Genomic DNA, 17,746 nt, shown 5'->3' with positions numbered 1-17,746 from the left:
GCCGCCAGGACATGGCGACGTCTTTCCATCCGAGCGAGGCGATGGCGCCCGTCGAATGGCGGATAGAACCCGGCCTCACCGAATATGCCGACGCGCTGGCGACGATGGAAGCGCGGGCCGAGGCGATCCACCGCGGCACGGAAAGCGAACTGATCTGGCTAGTGGAGCACCCACCGCTTTATACGGCGGGAACCAGCGCGCATCCGGAAGACCTGATCGAACCGGACAGGTTTCCGGTTTTCGATGCGGGGCGCGGCGGTGAATATACCTATCACGGTCCCGGCCAACGCGTCGCCTATGTGATGCTCGACCTCAAGCGCCGCAAGCCGGATGTAAGGGCCTTTGTCGCCGCGCTCGAAGAATGGACCATCCGCTCGCTGGCGCAGTTCAACGTCAAGGGCGAGCGGCGCGACGACCGCGTCGGCGTCTGGGTCGTGCGCCCCGACCGACCGCCCCTGCCCGACGGAGCGCCCGCCGAAGACAAGATTGCGGCGATCGGCATCAGGCTTCGGCGCTGGGTCAGCTTTCATGGCATCGCCATCAATATAGAACCCGAACTCTCGCATTTCTCAGGCATCGTTCCCTGCGGCATCAAGGGCCATGGCGTGACCAGCCTCGTTGACCTCGGCCTGCCGGTCACAATGCCCGATTTCGATGTCGCGCTCCGATCGGCCTTTGAGGAGATTTTCGGCGCGACCAGCGCGGCAAGCGACCTGCTCGCCGCCCAGTGATTTCCAGCGCGCCTACAGCGCGCCAATCCACAACGCCGTGGAAATGAGAAACGCGCTCATGCTGACCATCGATACAACATCTTGAAGAAGCTCGTTCATTGCGTCCTCCTGTTTGTGTATTGTTCATATTATGTTCTTTTTTTGTTCAGAGTCAATACGCCGTCTGAGATTGATTTTCCAAACCACGATCAAGGGCGACGGCGCGATTGAGGAACCCCTGCCCGCATGCGGCCGGCTCACGAGATTGGTTGACAAGACACTAAATTAGATACATTCAAATATAGGGCTGGTATTGATTTCGAAATTGAGGGGCGACGACTTTGTTTGAATTATTTGAGGCTTGCGCCGGACGTTGGTTTGGCCACTCGGACCAACACGTCCGCCAGAACTGATTTTTCTTTGACTTGCGCCAATCCATGAGATGGCTTCCGGGCCGCGCCGCGCTTCATCAATGTAGCACGCGCCGCATGCCGGATCGGTTCTCCGGAGTTCGACTTTGATTTCACCATCAGTTCTTGACGGACACACGTCGATCGACGCCTCGGGAAGCGTGGTTGCGCCGAAGGGGCCGACCAATTTCGTCGTGCAGGGCGGCCCGGAAAACGTCGCCAATTTTACCCGCCAGGGCAACGACCTGATTATCAATATGAAGTCGGGCGACAGCATCACCATACAGGGATTTGCCGAAAACGGCGTTTCGCAAAACAACCTGGTCTTTGCGCAAGGCGGCAACAACACGCTGGTGGATTTGTCGAACGCCTTCGCTGCGACCACGCAGGGCGTGCTCGACCCCGGCCTGATCGCCGTCGAGGGCATCGGCGGCAGCATCTCCGCCACCTCACTGCTTGGCATTCTGAGCACATCGGCGGCAGCGGCCGGTGTCGTGAACGGGATGGCCTTCCCGAACGACCCTGCCGACCCCGTCGAGCAGGACGCGCCGGCACCGACGGAGTCGCTGACGATCGAATCGGCATTGGACAATGAAGGGGCCCGGCAAAGCCTGCTCCCGAATCATGCCGTCACCGACGACACAACGCCGCTTCTCTCGGGCAGCCTCGGGCAGGCGCTCGCCGAAGGCGAGTCCGTGCAGGTGTTGCGCGACGGCGAGGTGATCGGAACAGCAAGCGTCAGCATTACCGGCTGGATCTACGAAGACAGCGGGCTGCAAGACGGCAACACCTACGAATACAGCGCACGGATCGTCGATTCGACAGGCAATGTCGGGGCGCAATCGTCAACCTTCGAGATCGGCATCGATACGAGCGCGCCGACGCAGACGGCGTCCATCACCAAAGCCACGGACGACCGTGGGTTGCTGACAGGCGCGCTGTCGGACGGCGATGCGACCGACGACACCACGCCACTTCTGCTCGGCACACTCTCGGCGGAGCTTGGCGCGGGCGAGACGGTTCAGGTTTTGCGCGACGGCGACGTGATCGGCACGGCGCGCGTCGACGGCATCGCATGGACGTTTGCCGACAGCGGACTCCAGGACGGCAACACCTATGAATACAGCGCGCGCCTTGTCGACGCGGCGGGCAATACCGGAACAGTCTCGGACGGCTTTTCCATAAGTGTGGACACCACCGCGCCGACGCGAACCGCGTCCATCAGCGCGGTCACGGACGATCAGGGATCGCAGACAGGCCCCGTCTCCGACTCAGGCGCGACGGACGACACCAGTCCCCTGCTCTCGGGCACCTTGTCGGAGGCACTCGGCGTGGGCGAAACCGTACAGGTGTTGCGGGACGGCGCGGTGATCGGCACCGCAAACGTCGGCGCCACGGACTGGTCCTATGCCGACAGCGGCCTCGAAAGCGGCGACAGTTACCAATATACGGTTCGCGTCGTCGATGCGGTGGGCAATGCGGGAACCACCTCAACCGGCTTTTCCATCGAGGTGGACATCGACGCGCCAACGCTGACCGCAGCTATCGTTGCAGCTACGGACGATCAGGGATCGGAAACGGGTACGCTTGCCAATGGCGCGACGACCGACGACACCACCCCGCTTCTCTCGGGCACCCTGTCGGATGCGCTCGGCTTGGGCGACACGATGCAGGTGCTGCGCGACGGTGAGGTGATCGGCACGGCAAGCGTTGGCAGTACGAACTGGTCCTACGCCGACAGCGGCCTTGAAAGCGGCAACAGCTACCAATACACGGTCCGCGTCGTTGATGCGGTGGGCAATGAAGGAGCCTCATCGTCGCCCTTCGACATAAACATCGGCGTCGATGCGACGACGCTGACCACCACTGCGCGCATCTCCTATGTCCACGACGATGCGGGAGCGGAGACAGGAAATCTCGTCAGTGCCTCGATTGCCGGCGAGGCCGCACCAGATCCGGTTGTCGCGGCCTATTTCCCCGAATGGGGCATCTACGGGCGCGACTACATGGTCAATGATGTGCCCGTGGAAAGCCTGACTCAGTTGATTTACGCGTTCGCGAAGATCGACGAGGACGGCAAAATGGCGATTATCGACCCCTATGCCGCGCTGGAGAAATCCTTCACAGCGGAGGAGAGCATCGATGGCGTCGCCGATGTCTGGGGACAAGGGCTTGCCGGCAATTTCAACCAGCTCGCCAAGTTGAAGGACGCCAACCCCGAGCTCTCCATAACCATGGCGGTCGGCGGCTGGTCGAACTCGGGAAACTTCTCCGACATGGCGGCAAGCGCCGAGACGCGCGCAACCTTTGTCGGCTCGGTCGTGGATTTCCTGCGCACCTATCCGATGTTCGACGGCGTCGATTTCGATTGGGAATTTCCAGGTGGCGGCGGACTCGACACGAATGCGGTCCGCGACACGGACGGCCAGAACTATGCGCTGCTGCTTTCAGATCTGCGTGGCGCACTCGACGCCCTGGAGATCGAGACCGGCCGCGAATACGACATTTCGATTGCCGCCCCGGTGGCCTCCGAGCGCATCGCGGACATGAACCTCGAAGGCCTTTCGCCTTACGTCGATTACTTCCACGTGATGGCTTATGATTTCAACGGCAGATGGAGTTCCACGACCGGGCATCAGGCGCCGATGTATGACACGATCGGCGGCAGCAATGACGTGACGACCGCGATACAGATGTATCTCGCGGCGGGCGTCGACGCTTCCAAGATCATTCTCGGCGCACCGACCTATGACTATGGGTGGACCGGCGTGCCGAACGGCGGCGACGGCGGCTGGAACGACACCAGCACCGGCCTTGCCGACACCAGATGGGAAGACGGCGTATTCGACTACAAGGAACTCTACGCGCTGGTGCAGGACCCCGACAGCGGCTGGACGATCTATTGGGATGACAACGCCCAGGCCGCCTATGCGTACAATGCTGATGACGGCATTTACTCGACGCTGGAAACGCCGGCATCGGTCGCAATGAAAGCGGAGTGGGCACAGTCGCTGGGGCTGGGCGGCATGATGTTCTGGGACATAACCGGCGATACGCTGGTTGCCGACAGCCTGATAAAGGCGGCCTATGAAAGCTTCCTCACGGGCAAGAGCGTAGCCGACATCATAGCGGAGTCTTCGATCGAACCTGACGTCATCATCGGCGGCGACGGCGTGATCGACGGATATATCGGCAGCACGACCGACGATGATGCACCAACGCTCGCGGGCACCTTGTCGACAACGCTGCTCGCGGGCCAGACCTTGCAGGTGCTGCGCAACGGCGCCGTGATCGGCACGGCAAGCGTCTCGGGCACCAACTGGACCTATGCCGACAGCGGGCTCGAAGATGGCCACGCCTACAGCTACACGGTCCGCGTCGTCGACCAGAACGGCCAGCATGGCCCGATATCTACAGCGTTCGAAATCAGCGTGGATTCGACGGTTGCCCCGCTCTCCTCATTCATGCTTGCATCAGTTGATCTCGACACCGGAAACGAGCAAGAGAGCCCCGTCGTATTGGGCGACGCACAGGGCTTCATCATTCAGGACGACGCGGGCGGCGAGGAATCGGACCTAGCGGTCACGGCGGCGGGAGACGTCAACGGCGACGGAACAGCTGATTTCATCGTGAGAGCGCCTGGCGGCGAATACAGCTCCGACCAAACCTATGTCATTTATGGTTCCGCAACCGGAGGCAGCGCGGTCGACCTGTCCAGCCTGGCCGCAACGCAGGGCTTCCTTATTCCCTACGACAGCGCGGATGGTCAAGCGGCTCCGTCCGTTGTCGCCGCGAACGACCTTAACCGCGACGGTTATGACGACCTGATCGTGGTGATGTCAGATGATGCCGTAGGGAGCGGCACTGTTGTTTTCGGCTCCGACGATCCGACTTCCATCACGACTGAAGCTGCCGCGCTCGGCACTTCGGGTGCCGATGTCATCGCCGATGCCGACAGTCTGAGCGCTGTCGACAAGATCAAGATCCTGCTGGGTTTCGAGGGTGACGATACGTTCAACGTCGGCGAGATGCACGATGTGCTGATCGACGGCGGCGAAGGGTTTGATAAGATTATCCTTTCTGGCAGTGACATCGATATCGACCTGTCCAGCGCGAGCAATGTGATCACCAGCGTCGAAGCGCTGGACATCACAGGCAGCGGCGACAACAGGCTGGCCTTTACCGCGGACGACCTGCTGCGCATGTCATCCTCGACAAACACACTCGTGGTGGACGGCGACGCCGGAGACACTGTGCAGGCAATAGGATTTGCCGATACAGGGTCGGAACAGGAAGAAGGCGGCACGACGTATGATGTCTACAGCAACGGCACCGCAACGCTGTGGCTCGACAAGGAAATCACCAATGTCGTGCTGACCTGAAGGGGTAGCGGGCGGCAACCCTGCCCTATCGGCAGTTTTCCACATAGAACATGCTCGCGATCTGCCGCGCCGGAGGCTTGAAAGACAGGCCCTCGCCGGTGAACGCGCTGAGCGCCTGCCAGCGAGCGACGGCCTGCTGTAGCACATTTCGTTCCACCGCCAGCCCGAAGCCGGCAGCAAATTCCTGAATGATCTGATAGTTCAGTCTGTCGTCATTCATCTTGCGATATTTGTAAACCGCTTGCTCGACAGGCTGCAGGAGGATGTCCAACGACTCCCGAACGCCACCGAGCGAGCCGAGGGCCGGCAGCCCGGCCTGACGCCTCATCGCGGCCGGCATGAAATCAAATGCACAGCCATTGAAATAGGCATTCGCGATTGCAGTTTCACAGGCAAGCGAGAGCAACCGTGATGCGGGCCGCTTCGGCTCTTCGATGGCTGCATCCTTGTATTGAACCAGTTCATAGTCGAAACGGGCGCGCCCGATATAGCCGAGCTCGCCCTGCTCGCTCGATGAACGCAGCATGCGAAACATGCGCACGCCTTGCTCGCTCGGCGGTTCGGCGTCGATGACCGGGGCGGAACTCCACCAATGGCAATCCAGTGGGTGCGACAATGACCACCGATCCTCCGCCATCAACAAAAAAATAGGCGCGGCAGTCGCCTCCGTCATCGTCTCCGGCGGATCCTGAAGGAGGACGGGACTGTCCAGCTTCCCGAACAGTTCGTGCGCCTCCTGTGTCCAGGCAGGAAAGAACACGCCGACTGTTGTGGGCAGATTGGCTTCCGTGTCGTCGACAAAGCCCGCAATGGGCACGATGGATATCCGGTTCGAGCGCAGCTGAAGATATTGGCCGAGATTGAGGGGAACGTTGAACACGACCAGCACCGGCAGGGCCGGATCGAACTTCGACGCAATCAGCGCGCATTCGCGCGCATTCGCGCTTCCCAATACCAGCGAGGCGACCGCCCCATCCGCACCGACCTTGCCTATGAGGTGCGAATGAAGAGGCGTGACTTGCGACGCCCGCATGAGATGCACCACATCCTGCACCTCGATGGGTTGGAGAATTGCCAGTCCGTGCTTTTCCGCATATCGCGCGATCAGCGCTTCCGCCATCGAGGCCCTGGAACGCACAGCGACAATTGCTCGAACGATCAGGCCCGTCGAAACCTGAAACTCGATCTCGCTGAAAAATGTGCTCAGAGGCCCGGACATAGATTTGTAACAAAACTCGGCTTATTAAAGTATATTTATGTATATAATATGTCAAAACGATTTGGATGTCACTTTCTTGCTGAAAACTTTATTAAGTAATAAGAGATGTTTACTTCTTAGTGAAGACGTTACGTTCGAGAAAACTGTCGATATTGCCAAGGGTGGTATTGGTGCCCCCGGCGTGGGCGGAGATCCGATCGCAGGATGGACATGCGCCAAGAGAGACACTCCCCCCGCGACCACGTTCGGGCTTGCGATTCTGCCGCTCGCCGACACGTTTCCCGCAACCTGGAGTTCCCCATCGACCACCACGCCCAGTTCGGACACCTCGACTTCTTTGCCCTGTACGGAAATCAATGCGCCATGCTCGGAAAGCTGGATGCTCGCTTTCTCAGCCATCGAATTGCCGCCGTTCCCTCCGGTGCTCAGGCTGGCCGTAATTCCCGTCTTGGTGACGGCCAGTCGATAGTCGCCAGCCTGGAGGAATATGCCATCTTCTGAAATGCCGAACTTGACCTCCGATTCCACGAAGAGCCTTTCATATGTGGTCCTCCTGTCGTCCTCGAGTGCATGTCCGGCAGCGTCGTCCGTTGAAGCCTGCGCCAATCGCGTGCCATTCATTTGTGCAATGACATATTGTTGGCCGAACATGATTTTCATGCCGGACGTCAACGCATCGTAGCTGAAGCTGTCTGAATATCGAAAGGTCTTTCCATAGTCCCAGATATGGGAAACGCCGGTCGTCAATTCATACGTTGTGCCCTTCGAAATCGCGAGGGTCGTGCCCTCTTCGTATGAGACCCTGTGCGCCTTGACGTTTTCGACTTTGTTCTTGAAGGACTCGAAAGTGGCGCTCGCAGCTTGAGCGTCAAGAGTTGATACCAGCATCAATTGTTGCTGCGCGGGATCGGCGTGTTCAGCCGCTGCCAAACTGATCAGGTCCAGCCCTCTCCAGCTCGTTTTTTCGGTCTTGTGGGATGTCGAATATTCCTTGCCGATCGCGTAGGCAAATGTCTGCGCAACGAAGTTCAATTCAGAGGAAATTCCAGCAATCATGAATTCGACATTCGCCGCATTGATGGACGCCTCCATCTTGGCGGCGTTCAGGCCCACATTCACGTTGGCCAGAGCGAAAGAAAAGTAAGTGTCCGTATCAACAAAGTTGAACGTGGCAACACTAGATTCTGAATCCATGTTCGGTTACCTGCAAGACCAGCTCGGATCTTAGATTAATTGTTAGTATGCATAATAAAATATGTCAATTATATCGAAAGTATGACAACACCGCGGTGAGCTATATTTTATGAAATGGTTGTAATTGTTTCGCGGAAACAATCAATAGTAGTCATTCACAGGTTCATGGAAGCTTCGGCGTGACCTCTGTCCCCGATTTCAGCCGGTTTGCCAGCGCCAGCCATTGCTGGGCGCGCGCATCCCAGTTGTAGTTCTGCCGGGCAAAGCCGATGCGCCGCCGACGCTCCTCGGCGACAGATGCGGGATTGCTTCGGGCCTCGCGCAGCATTCTGACCACCAGGCCGATGAAGCTGTTTGCGAGCGCCGGGTTTGTGCCAAATTTATGCTCGTAGTTTCCCGACGGGAGCACCCTGCCGAAACCGCTCAATGTTTCCGGCAACGCGCCCAGATGCGTGGTCACAACCTCCGCCCCGCTGGCCATGGCCTCCATGACGGCGATGCACGACGTTTCCTTGAATGTGCTCGGATAGGCGAGCGCGGCAACGTCGCGCAAGGATTCGGCGAGCTTCTGCTGCGATACGGGTCCCACATAGTCCACGCCATCAAGCGATTGCGCGAGTTTGTACAGGTATCCGAAGCCGTCTCCTTGAGCGGGAACCCCATAGATTTTCATCGATGAATGGATTCTCAGCCTGACATCCGGCACGGCTTCCCGGATTGTCGGGAAGCATTGCAGCAGCAGGTCCAGTCCCCGGTATGGCGTGCTGGTGTAGGCAAGGGTCGGCGAATCTCCGGTTTCGAACCAGGCGGGCGCCGGCGGTTCGGCCAGAAAGGCCGGAGACACGCCGTTGCCGATGATGTCGATCCGCTCTTCAGGCAATGAATATTGCCTGACGAAGCGTTCGGCCTGCCATTTGCTGATCATGACATAGCGGGTCCAGGAATCGCGTTCCGCTGCCTCCGCAAGGCCGAAGACATTCGGCTGGTCGCTGTCCAGATGCGACCATAGAACGATGGGGGTGTCGGGTCCGAGGAATCTGCGGACGTTGAGGCCGATCGACCGGGCGACCACCACGAAGACATCACAGTCCGTGAAAAACTTGTGCGCAATAGGATTGTTGTTCGCGATGCGCACACCATCCACTTCGCGCTCGACCGGGCTGTTGTTCAACAACGTCACCTCTGCGCCCGCGCGCACAAGTGCGGCGGTCAGATAGGCGACCGCCGACTCCGTACCGCCAAGCGGCTGGTTGAAAGGCGTGCGCGGATCGAACGTATAGCTGGTACCGTTCAGAAAAACGAACTTCATCAAGCCTTGTCCGGGGAAAAGTCAATTCGGTGTAGAATCCCGGCGGCGGGACGCATTCCCGTTTTTATGCATATAATACTAATAAAGCAATTTATAATGAAATGTCGCCGCCGTTAAAGCGGGACGATGCGGCCCTCGGCCAGCGTAACCCTGCGGTCCATGCGGCCCGCAAGTTCAAAATTGTGGGTGGCGATCAGCGCGGCAAGACCCGACTGGCGCACCAGCGCTTCGAGCGCATCGAACACATAGTGAGCGGTTTTGGGGTCGAGATTGCCGGTCGGCTCATCCGCAAGCAGCACTTGCGGCGCGTTGGCGACGGCGCGCGCGATGGCGACCCGCTGTTGCTCGCCGCCGGACAGCTCTCCCGGCCGATGGTTGGCGCGGTTGCCGATCTGCATGTAGTCCAGCAACTGGGCCGCGCGCGCTGCCGCTTCGGAGCGGGACAGGCCCTTCACCATCTGCGGCACGACGATGTTTTCCAGCGCGGAAAATTCCGGCAGCAAATGGTGGAACTGATAGACGAAGCCGATCTCGTTGCGGCGGATCGCGGTGCGGGCATCGTCGCTCAGCCTGCCGCAGGGCTTGCCGCCGACATAGACCTCGCCGCCGTCGGGGCGCTCCAGAAGGCCCGCAGTGTGGAGCAGCGTCGACTTGCCCGTGCCCGAAGGCGCGACCAGCGCGACCATCTCGCCGCGACGCAGCGCGAAATCCGCGCCGGACAGGATGACGAGCTTGCGCTCCCCCTGCCTGTAGTGACGCTCGACGCCCTTGAGTTCGACAATGGTAGGTTGGGCCATTATTCGTAACGCAATGCCTCTACGGGATCGAGCCGGGCCGCGCGCCATGCCGGCACGATGCAGGCAAAGAAGGTCAACACCATTGCCATCGCCACGACGGACAGCACCTCGCCGGGGTCCATCTTGGCGGGCAGTTTGCTGAGGAAATAGAGCTCCGGGTTGAACAATATCGTGCCCGTCAGCCACGAAAAGAACTGCCGGATCGATTCCACGTTCAGGCAGATGATGTAGCCGAGCAGCACACCCGCTGCCGTGCCTGCCAGCCCGATGGTGGCGCCCGTCATCAGGAATATTCGCATCACCGCGCCCCGCGTCGCGCCCATTGTGCGCAGGATTGCGATGTCGCGGCCCTTGTCCTTCACCAGCATGATGAGCCCGGAAATGATGTTGAGCGCGGCGACGAGTACGACCAGCGACAGGATCATGAACATGACATTGCGCTCGACCTGCAAGGCGGAAAAGAAGGTCTGGTTGCGCTGGCGCCAATCGGTCAGGTAGACGGGCCGTTGCGCGGCCTCCTCGACGGGGCCCTTTATGGAATCCACCGCATCGGGAGCATCCAGATAAAGCTCGATGCTCTGCGCGATGTTCTCCAGGTTGAAGAACAATTGCGCCTCGGACAGCGGCATGTAGACAACCGAGGCATCATATTCGGACATGCCGACCTCGAAGATCGCGACGACCGGATAGCCTTTCACGCGCGGCGTGGTGCCGATGGGCGTGACGTCGCCGTCCGGCGAGATCAGCGTGATCGTGTCGCCGAGCACCAGCCCGAGCGAATCCGCCAACCGCTGGCCGATGGCGACGCCCTCGCTGGCGTCGAAATTCTCCAGCGTACCCTGCCTGATGTTCTTAGCGACGAGATCCACGCGCGTCAGGTCGGACCCCCGGATGCCACGCACCAGCGCGCCATTCCCGGACGGCGTGTTGCCCTGCGCCAGCACCTGCCCCTCGATCAGTGGAATGGCGAGGCGCACGCCGGGAACCTTGCCGACGCGGTCGGCAACCGCCGCATAGTCGTCCATCATCGTGTCTACGGGCGCTATGATGAGATGGCCGTTTGCGCCGAGCAGCTTGTCCAGCAACTCCGCGCGAAAACCGTTCATCACCGCCATGACGACAATGAGCGCCGCAACGCCGAGCATGATGCCGGCGAAGGATATGATCGCCACCATGGAAGTGACGCCTTCCTTGCGCTTGGCGCGCAGGTAGCGCCACGCCACCATCCGCTCGAAGGCGGAGAAAGGCCCGGCCCCGCGCGCGGTGGCTGTGCTCATTCGGTTCCTCCAAAACGAGCCAGCGCAACTGCCAGCGAAACGGTCTCACGCTCGCCCGTGCGGCGGCTCTTGATCTCCACCTCGCCGGCTGCTGCGCCGCGCGGGCCGACGATGACCTGCCACGGCAGGCCGATCAGGTCGGCGGTCGCGAACTTGCCGCCCGCGCGCTGGTCCGTGTCGTCGTAGAGCACGTCCTTTCCCGCCGCCTGGAATGCATCGTAGAGCTGCTCGCAAATGCGGTCGCAATCGTGGTCGCCTGCCTTCATGTTGATGAGCCCGACGTCGAAGGGAGCGACCGTTTCCGGCCAGATGATGCCGGCCTCGTCATGGCTCGCCTCTATGATGGCGGCAATCAGCCGCGTCGGGCCGATGCCGTAGGACCCCATGGAGACATAGTGTTCCTTGCCGTCCGGCCCTTGCACCTTCGCGCCCATCGGCCTCGAATATTTCTCGCCGAAGTGGAAAATGTGGCCTACCTCGATGCCGCGCGCCGACAGCCGGTCGGCAGCGGCAATCTTCTCCCAGGCGGCCTCGTCATGCATTTCGTCCGTTGCCGCGTAGGGCGTGGTCCACTCCTTTACGATGTCCGCGATCTGTACGTCATTGCCGAAATCGGTCGCCTCGCCCGGCACCGGCAGGTCGAGAAAATCGCGATGGCAGAAGACCTGGCTTTCGCCCGTCTCCGCAAGGATGATGAACTCGTGGCTGAGGTCACCACCGATCGGGCCGGTATCGGCGCGCATCGGGATCGCCTTCAGGCCCATGCGCGTGAAGGTGCGCAGATAGGCGACAAACATGCGGTTGTACGCCGCCTTTGCCCCCTCATAATTGAGGTCGAAGGAATAGGCATCCTTCATCAGGAATTCGCGACCGCGCATGACGCCGAAGCGGGGCCGCACCTCGTCGCGAAACTTCCACTGTATGTGATAGAGGTTCAGCGGCAGGTCCTTGTAGGATTTCACATAGGCGCGGAAGATTTCCGTCACCATCTCCTCGTTCGTGGGACCATAGAGAAGCTCGCGCTCCTGCCTGTCCTTGATGCGCAGCATCTCCTTGCCGTAGTCATCATAGCGACCGCTCTCGCGCCACAGCTCGGCGGACTGGATCGTGGGCATCAGGATTTCAAGCGCGCCCGCGCGGTCCTGCTCTTCCCGGATGATCCGGCAGACCTTGTCCAGCACGCGCTTGCCCAGCGGCAGCATTGTGAAGCTGCCCTGCCCCTGCTGGCGGATCATGCCGGCCCGCAGCATCAGCCTGTGCGAGACGATTTCGGCTTCGCGGGGATTTTCTTTCAGGATGGGCAGGAAATAGCGTGACAGACGCATTCATATGTCCGTGAAGATGGCCGTGATGAATCGGCGCGAAGTTTGGATTTGAACCGGCTTAATAGCCATTTCGTGGCGGAATGGAAACCAAAAGCAGGCCCGCAAAGCGGGTTCGGCGCATCACATTGCCGAATGGCAGAGAATTGTGCAGCGCAGCACAGAATCTGTGCATTTCAACGCAACATTTTTCGTGACAGGTCGCCCGGCCTTAGTCTATTGTGCCGCTCCATAATCGAATGGGCGAAAAACAATTCGCCCTCTCTACGCGGTCAAAGTCTTGGGAGGATGTGATCTGGGCGCGCTCGCTCGCTGCCGCCGGTAAGCCGGAATACGGATCGGAACGCGTTAAATTGCAAGGCTTACAGCCTTGCATTTTTTTTGTGCAGTTCAGAGCAAACGTGATGCTCTAATATCCCCCTCCCCGCACTCTCGCAGCCCTCACCCGCCAGCGCCGGAACTGTTTTAGTTCGGCTTGTCGAAATCGGGCACGAGGCGAGGAATATCGTCGAACGTGTATCCAAGGCCGCGCGTAAGATATAGAAACCCGGCGCAGACGATGAACGCCACGACAGAGGCCCAAAGCATCGCGCGCAGCACGTGCGGCCCGCGTGGCGCGCTTGCGACTGTGCCGAGCGTTACCTCGCCGTCCTCGTCCTGGGTCTTGAGCCCCCAGGGCAGCACGGCGAACAGGACCAGCCACCACACGACAAAGTAGATCGCGAAGGCGGAAAACCAGCTCATCCGGCCTGCTCCAATTCGACCAGCGTGCCGAGAAAATCCTTCGGGTGGAGAAACAGCACGGGGTTTCCATGCGCGCCGGTTTTCGGTTCCCCGTCGCCGAGCACCCGCGCGCCCTGTGCTTTCAAGCGGTCGCGGGCGGCGAGGATGTCGTCGACCTCATAGCAGATGTGGTGCATGCCGCCCGCCGGATTCTTTTCGAGGAAAGCCGCGATTGGAGAGCTTTCACCCAGCGGCTCCAGCAACTCGATCTTGGTGTTTCCCGTATCGATGAAAACGACAGTGACGCCATGTTCCGGCAGCGACTGCGGCGCGGTTACCTTCGCGCCGAGCGTGTCGCGATATAGCGCGGTGGCGGCGTCGAGGTCCGGCACGGCAATCGCGACGTGATTGAGACGACCCAGCATTGCGCGCTCCCTGTTTGCGACAGCTACCGTGTCACGAACACGGTGACCAGCGGCTTCTTGCCCCACGTCTGGTTTGCCGTGCTGCGAACGGCGCGGCGCACCGATTCCCGCACGACGTCGAGGTCTTTTCGGCGCTGACGCGGGATGGAATCCACAGCGCCAATTGCCGCATCCAGCAGCAATTCCTCAAAATCCTCGCCCCGGGCATCCGATGCAGGCAGGCCGATTGCCACGAGGTCCGGGTCGCCGGCAAGGTCATGCCGTTCGTCCAGCACCACATTGACCACGACATGCCCGGCGAAGGACAGCTTGCGGCGGTCGCGCACGCCCATTTCCTCGTCGGTACCGACCAGAATGCCGTCCTTGTAGAGCCGCCCGAATGGCACCTGATCGACGATCTCCGCCGCACCGGGCCACAGCCGGAGCACATCGCCGTCGCGCACCTGCGCGACCTGCGGAATGCCGGACATCGCCATCAGCGACCCCTGCGCCACGAGATGCGCGGCCTCGCCATGGGCGGGCACGCCGATCTTCGGGCGCACCCATTCGTACATCTGGCGCAACTCACCCCGGCGCGGGTGACCGGACACGTGCACGAGCGCATCCGAATCCTCGATGATGCGCATGCCGAGGTCGATCAGCCGGTTCTTGACTTCGAGAATCGGACGCTCGTTGCCCGGAATTCCCCGCGAGGAGAAGATGACCGTATCGCCCGGCGTCAGCGGAACCGCCTTCATCTCTTCCCGCGCCAGCTTCGCCAGTGCTGCCTGCGGCTCGCCCTGGCTGCCAGTGCAGATCACCACGAGTTCCTTGCGAGGAATGTAGGAATAGTCCTCCTCGGCCAGAAACGGCGCGAGACCGTCCATATAGCCGAGTTCTGTTGCGACGCCGACGACGCGCTTGAGCGAGCGGCCGAGCAGCAGCACCTTCCGACCGGCTCGCGCGGCGGCCTCCGCTATCGAACGCACCCGCCCGACATTGGAGGAGAAAGTCGTGATGGCGACGCGCCCGGCACTCTCGGAGATGACCTTCTCAAGGCTCTCGCCGACCGCCTTTTCAGAGGGCGATTCGCCCTCGCGCATGGCATTGGTGGAATCGCAGATCAGCGCCAGCACCCCCGCATCCCCGATGGCGCGCAGCCGCGCCTCGTCCGTTTTCGGGCCGATCTGCGGAGCGGAATCGATGCGCCAGTCGCCCGTGTGCACCACGGTTCCGGCGGGCGTCGTGATCGCCAGCGCCATGGGTTCGGGAATGGAATGGGCAACCGGCACGGCCTCGACCTGGAACGGCCCGACCATGAATTTCTCACCGCCGCGATAGATCTGCACCGGAATGTCGGGGGCGCCCTGCTCCGACAGCCGCTTCGCCTCCAGCAGGCCCGCGCCGAACGGTGTCATCCAGACGGGCGCCTTGAGGCGCGGCCAAAGGTCGGTCAGCGCGCCGTAGTGGTCCTCGTGGACATGGGTAATGACGATGCCGCGCAGGTTTTCGGCATGCTCCTCGATGAAGCGAATGTCGGGCAGGATCAGGTCCACGCCGGGATGCTTCTCATCGGGAAAGGTGACGCCCACATCGACCACGATCCATTCCCGGTTCTGTGCCGGGCCGAAGCCGTAGAGCGCGAAGTTCATGCCGATCTCGCCTATGCCGCCGAGCGGCACGAATACAAGCTCGGCATTGTTGGTGTCCGCCATATGAATTCCCCGTCAAATCTGTGCAGCGCCTGCCGACGCCACCGCGCCGAAATGCACGTCGCCCGCCGAAATGGTCAACCGCTCTCCGCCCGCTTCGCGGATCACGAAACGGCAATCCTCATCGATCGTTTCGAATATACCGCGCTTCACCTCGCCGTCGATGCGCACGGCGACTTCGCCGCCCAATCCTGCCGCGCGATCAAGCCAGCGGTCGCGAATGCCGCGTAGCCCCTGCCCGCCGCGCCAGTCGCCGAAATGCGTGACCCAGGCGTCCGAAAGGGCGAGGAACAGCCTCTGCGCATCGCACGCCGCGCCCAGCGCGGACAGCGAGGTGGCCGGATATGGAACGTCGCGCGGATGCTCGACGACATTCACGCCGATGCCGACGGCAACCGCCATCCGGTTGCTGGCCAGCATGGAGGACTCCAGCAGGATGCCAGCCATCTTGGCCCCGTTCGCGAGCACGTCGTTCGGCCATTTCAGCTCGAAACGATTACGTCCCGCACTCCCGCCGTCGGGTGCGATATGAACGGTGCTGCCCGGAGCAACGGCGTCCAGCGCATCCGCGAGAGACAGACCGGCCACGAATCCCAGCGTCGCCGCATGCTGGAAATCGCCGTCCAGCACGACCAGCAGCGTGGCTGCAAGATTGCCCTCGGGCGTTGACCATGCACGCCCACGCCTGCCACGCCCGGTCTCCTGCCTGAGCGCCGCGATCCAAAGATTGCCGCGATCGCCTGCACGCGCACGGTCGAGCGCCACCACATTCGTTGAGCCGACGCTGTGAAATGCCTCAAGCCTGAAGCCCGCCAGTTCGGCGGTCGGTGAAAGCGCGAAACCGGTCAAAAGAAGGTCTTGGCCGCCGTTTGCGCGACTGCCTCAAGCGGCCCCATGAAAAGCATGTAGAGCAGGACGAATGCACCCGACAGACCGAGCACAAGCCGAAGCTCACCCGCCATAGGCTGGAATCCGCCCACCGGCTCGTCGAACCACATGATCTTGATGATGCGCAGATAGTAATACGCGCCCACCACCGAGGCGAGAACACCGATGACTGCCAGCGTGTAGAGCTTCGCGTCGATGGCAGCGAGGAAGACGTACCACTTCCCCCAGAAGCCCGCGAGCGGCGGAATGCCCGCCAGCGAGAACATCAGGATGGTCAGTATGGTGGCCATCGCCGGATTGGTGCTGGACAGGCCGGCAAGGTCGCTGATCTGCTCCACATTTCCATCGCGCCGCCGCATGGCAAGGATAAAGGCAAAGGTGCCGAGGGTCATGGCGAGGTAGATCGTCATGTAGATGATGACGCCGCGCACGCCCGCCTCGTTTGCCGCCGCGAGGCCGACCAGCGCATAGCCCATGTGCCCGATTGAGGAATAGGCCATCAGCCGCTTGATGTTCTTCTGGCCGATGGCCGCGAACGCGCCCAGCACCATTGAGGCGATGGAGACGAACACCAGTATCTGCTGCCAGTCATGCGCGACCGGAGCGAAGGCCCCGACCGTGACGCGCACCAGCAGCGCCATTGCCGCCATTTTCGGAGCCGCCGCGAAGAAGGCGGTTACCGGGGTCGGTGCACCCTCATAGACATCCGGTGTCCACATGTGGAAGGGAACCGCCGAAATCTTGAAGGCGATGCCGGCCAGCACGAAGACGAGGCCGAACACAAGGCCAAGCTGGCGCTCGCCGCCATCCAGCGCGGCGGTTATTTCCGCAAAGCCGGTATGGCCGGTATAGCCGTAGACGAGGCTGATGCCGTAGAGCAGCATGCCGGACGAGAGCGCACCCAGCACGAAATATTTCAGGCCCGCTTCGGTGGAGCGCACGCTGTCTCGATTGATCGCCGCCACGACGTAGAGGGCCAGCGATTGCAGTTCCAGCCCGAGATAAAGCGCGATCATGTTGTTGGCCGACACCATCAGCATCATGCCGAGCGTCGAAAGCATGATGAGCACGGGATATTCGAACTTGTCGAATTTCTCGGCCTTGGCGAAACCCACCGACATGATGAGCGTGACAATCGAACCGATCAGCGTCAGCACCTTCATGAAACGCGCGAACGGGTCCGCGAGGAATGCGCCGCCGAAAGCGAGGCCGTCGCCCGTGAACAGCAACATCCATGCGCCCGCGCCCGCGAGGATCGCGACCGCAAGACCCGTCACCGTGGTGTTGGCGCGCTCGCCGGAGAAAGCGCCGATCATCAGCAGCGCCAGCGCGCCGACGGCGATGATGATTTCCGGCGTGGCGAGCGAGAGGCTGAGGGAAAGGTCTGGGGTCATCTTGC

The 17,746-nt window shown here is 61.1% G+C and carries 13 protein-coding genes; 2 read left to right on the top strand and 11 right to left on the bottom strand.

Annotated features, from left to right (window positions below):
- Positions 1-11 precede the first annotated feature (11 nt).
- Together lipB and M9924_13955 are read left to right on the top strand one after the other, a co-directional pair.
- A complete protein-coding gene (gene lipB, locus M9924_13960; GenBank protein MCO5065501.1) occupies positions 12-731 on the top strand; it encodes a lipoyl(octanoyl) transferase LipB in 720 nt (239 codons plus the stop codon).
- Positions 732-1,227: 496 nt separating this feature from the next.
- Positions 1,228-5,502, top strand: coding sequence for a glycosyl hydrolase family 18 protein (locus M9924_13955; protein ID MCO5065500.1), 4,275 nt, complete (start codon positions 1,228-1,230; stop codon positions 5,500-5,502).
- A gap of 25 nt (positions 5,503-5,527) precedes the next feature.
- Here M9924_13955 and M9924_13950 read toward each other — a convergent pair whose 3' ends face one another.
- From M9924_13950 to nuoN, 11 genes are all read right to left on the bottom strand, one after another.
- Entirely contained in the window at positions 5,528-6,721 is a 1,194-nt protein-coding gene (locus tag M9924_13950) for a hypothetical protein (GenBank protein MCO5065499.1), read from the bottom strand.
- Positions 6,722-6,772: 51 nt separating this feature from the next.
- Positions 6,773-7,915, bottom strand: coding sequence for a hypothetical protein (locus M9924_13945; GenBank protein ID MCO5065498.1), 1,143 nt, complete (start codon positions 7,913-7,915; stop codon positions 6,773-6,775).
- Between the two features lie 163 nt (positions 7,916-8,078).
- Positions 8,079-9,224, bottom strand: coding sequence for a glycosyltransferase family 4 protein (locus M9924_13940; GenBank protein MCO5065497.1), 1,146 nt, complete (start codon positions 9,222-9,224; stop codon positions 8,079-8,081).
- A 113-nt stretch (positions 9,225-9,337) separates the two neighbouring features.
- Positions 9,338-10,021: an ABC transporter ATP-binding protein gene (locus M9924_13935; protein MCO5065496.1), complete on the bottom strand. Its 684-nt coding sequence runs from the start codon at positions 10,019-10,021 to the stop codon at positions 9,338-9,340.
- On the bottom strand, positions 10,021-11,298 hold the full coding sequence (locus M9924_13930; protein MCO5065495.1) for a lipoprotein-releasing ABC transporter permease subunit: 1,278 nt from the start codon (positions 11,296-11,298) through the stop codon (positions 10,021-10,023). Before M9924_13930 ends, M9924_13935 begins: the two co-directional genes overlap by 1 nt.
- Positions 11,295-12,623, bottom strand: a complete 1,329-nt coding sequence (locus M9924_13925) for a proline--tRNA ligase (protein MCO5065494.1) — start codon at positions 12,621-12,623, stop codon at positions 11,295-11,297. The genes M9924_13930 and M9924_13925 overlap by 4 nt, the downstream gene beginning before the upstream one ends.
- Positions 12,624-13,085: 462 nt before the next feature.
- A complete protein-coding gene (locus tag M9924_13920) occupies positions 13,086-13,364 on the bottom strand; it encodes a DUF1467 family protein (GenBank protein ID MCO5065493.1) in 279 nt (92 codons plus the stop codon).
- Positions 13,361-13,768 (bottom strand): methylmalonyl-CoA epimerase, encoded by a 408-nt coding sequence (gene mce, locus M9924_13915; GenBank protein MCO5065492.1) that lies wholly within the window; start codon positions 13,766-13,768, stop codon positions 13,361-13,363. Before mce ends, M9924_13920 begins: the two co-directional genes overlap by 4 nt.
- Positions 13,769-13,791: 23 nt before the next feature.
- The gene (locus M9924_13910) at positions 13,792-15,462 is read right to left on the bottom strand and encodes a ribonuclease J (GenBank protein ID MCO5065491.1); all 1,671 of its coding nucleotides are present in this window, start codon (positions 15,460-15,462) and stop codon (positions 13,792-13,794) included.
- 12 nt (positions 15,463-15,474) lie between these two features.
- A complete protein-coding gene (locus M9924_13905) occupies positions 15,475-16,308 on the bottom strand; it encodes a biotin--[acetyl-CoA-carboxylase] ligase (protein ID MCO5065490.1) in 834 nt (277 codons plus the stop codon).
- Positions 16,305-17,741 carry an NADH-quinone oxidoreductase subunit NuoN gene (gene nuoN, locus M9924_13900; protein ID MCO5065489.1) on the bottom strand — a complete coding sequence of 479 codons (1,437 nt, stop codon included), beginning with the start codon at positions 17,739-17,741 and terminating at the stop codon, positions 16,305-16,307. The genes M9924_13905 and nuoN overlap by 4 nt, the downstream gene beginning before the upstream one ends.
- Positions 17,742-17,746 lie beyond the last annotated feature (5 nt).

The sequence above is a fragment of the Rhizobiaceae bacterium genome (assembly GCA_023953835.1).
Taxonomy (GTDB): Bacteria; Pseudomonadota; Alphaproteobacteria; order Rhizobiales; family Rhizobiaceae; genus Mesorhizobium_G.
Note: the sequence above shows the minus strand (reverse complement) of the source record. Positions and strands in the feature narration are given on the sequence as shown.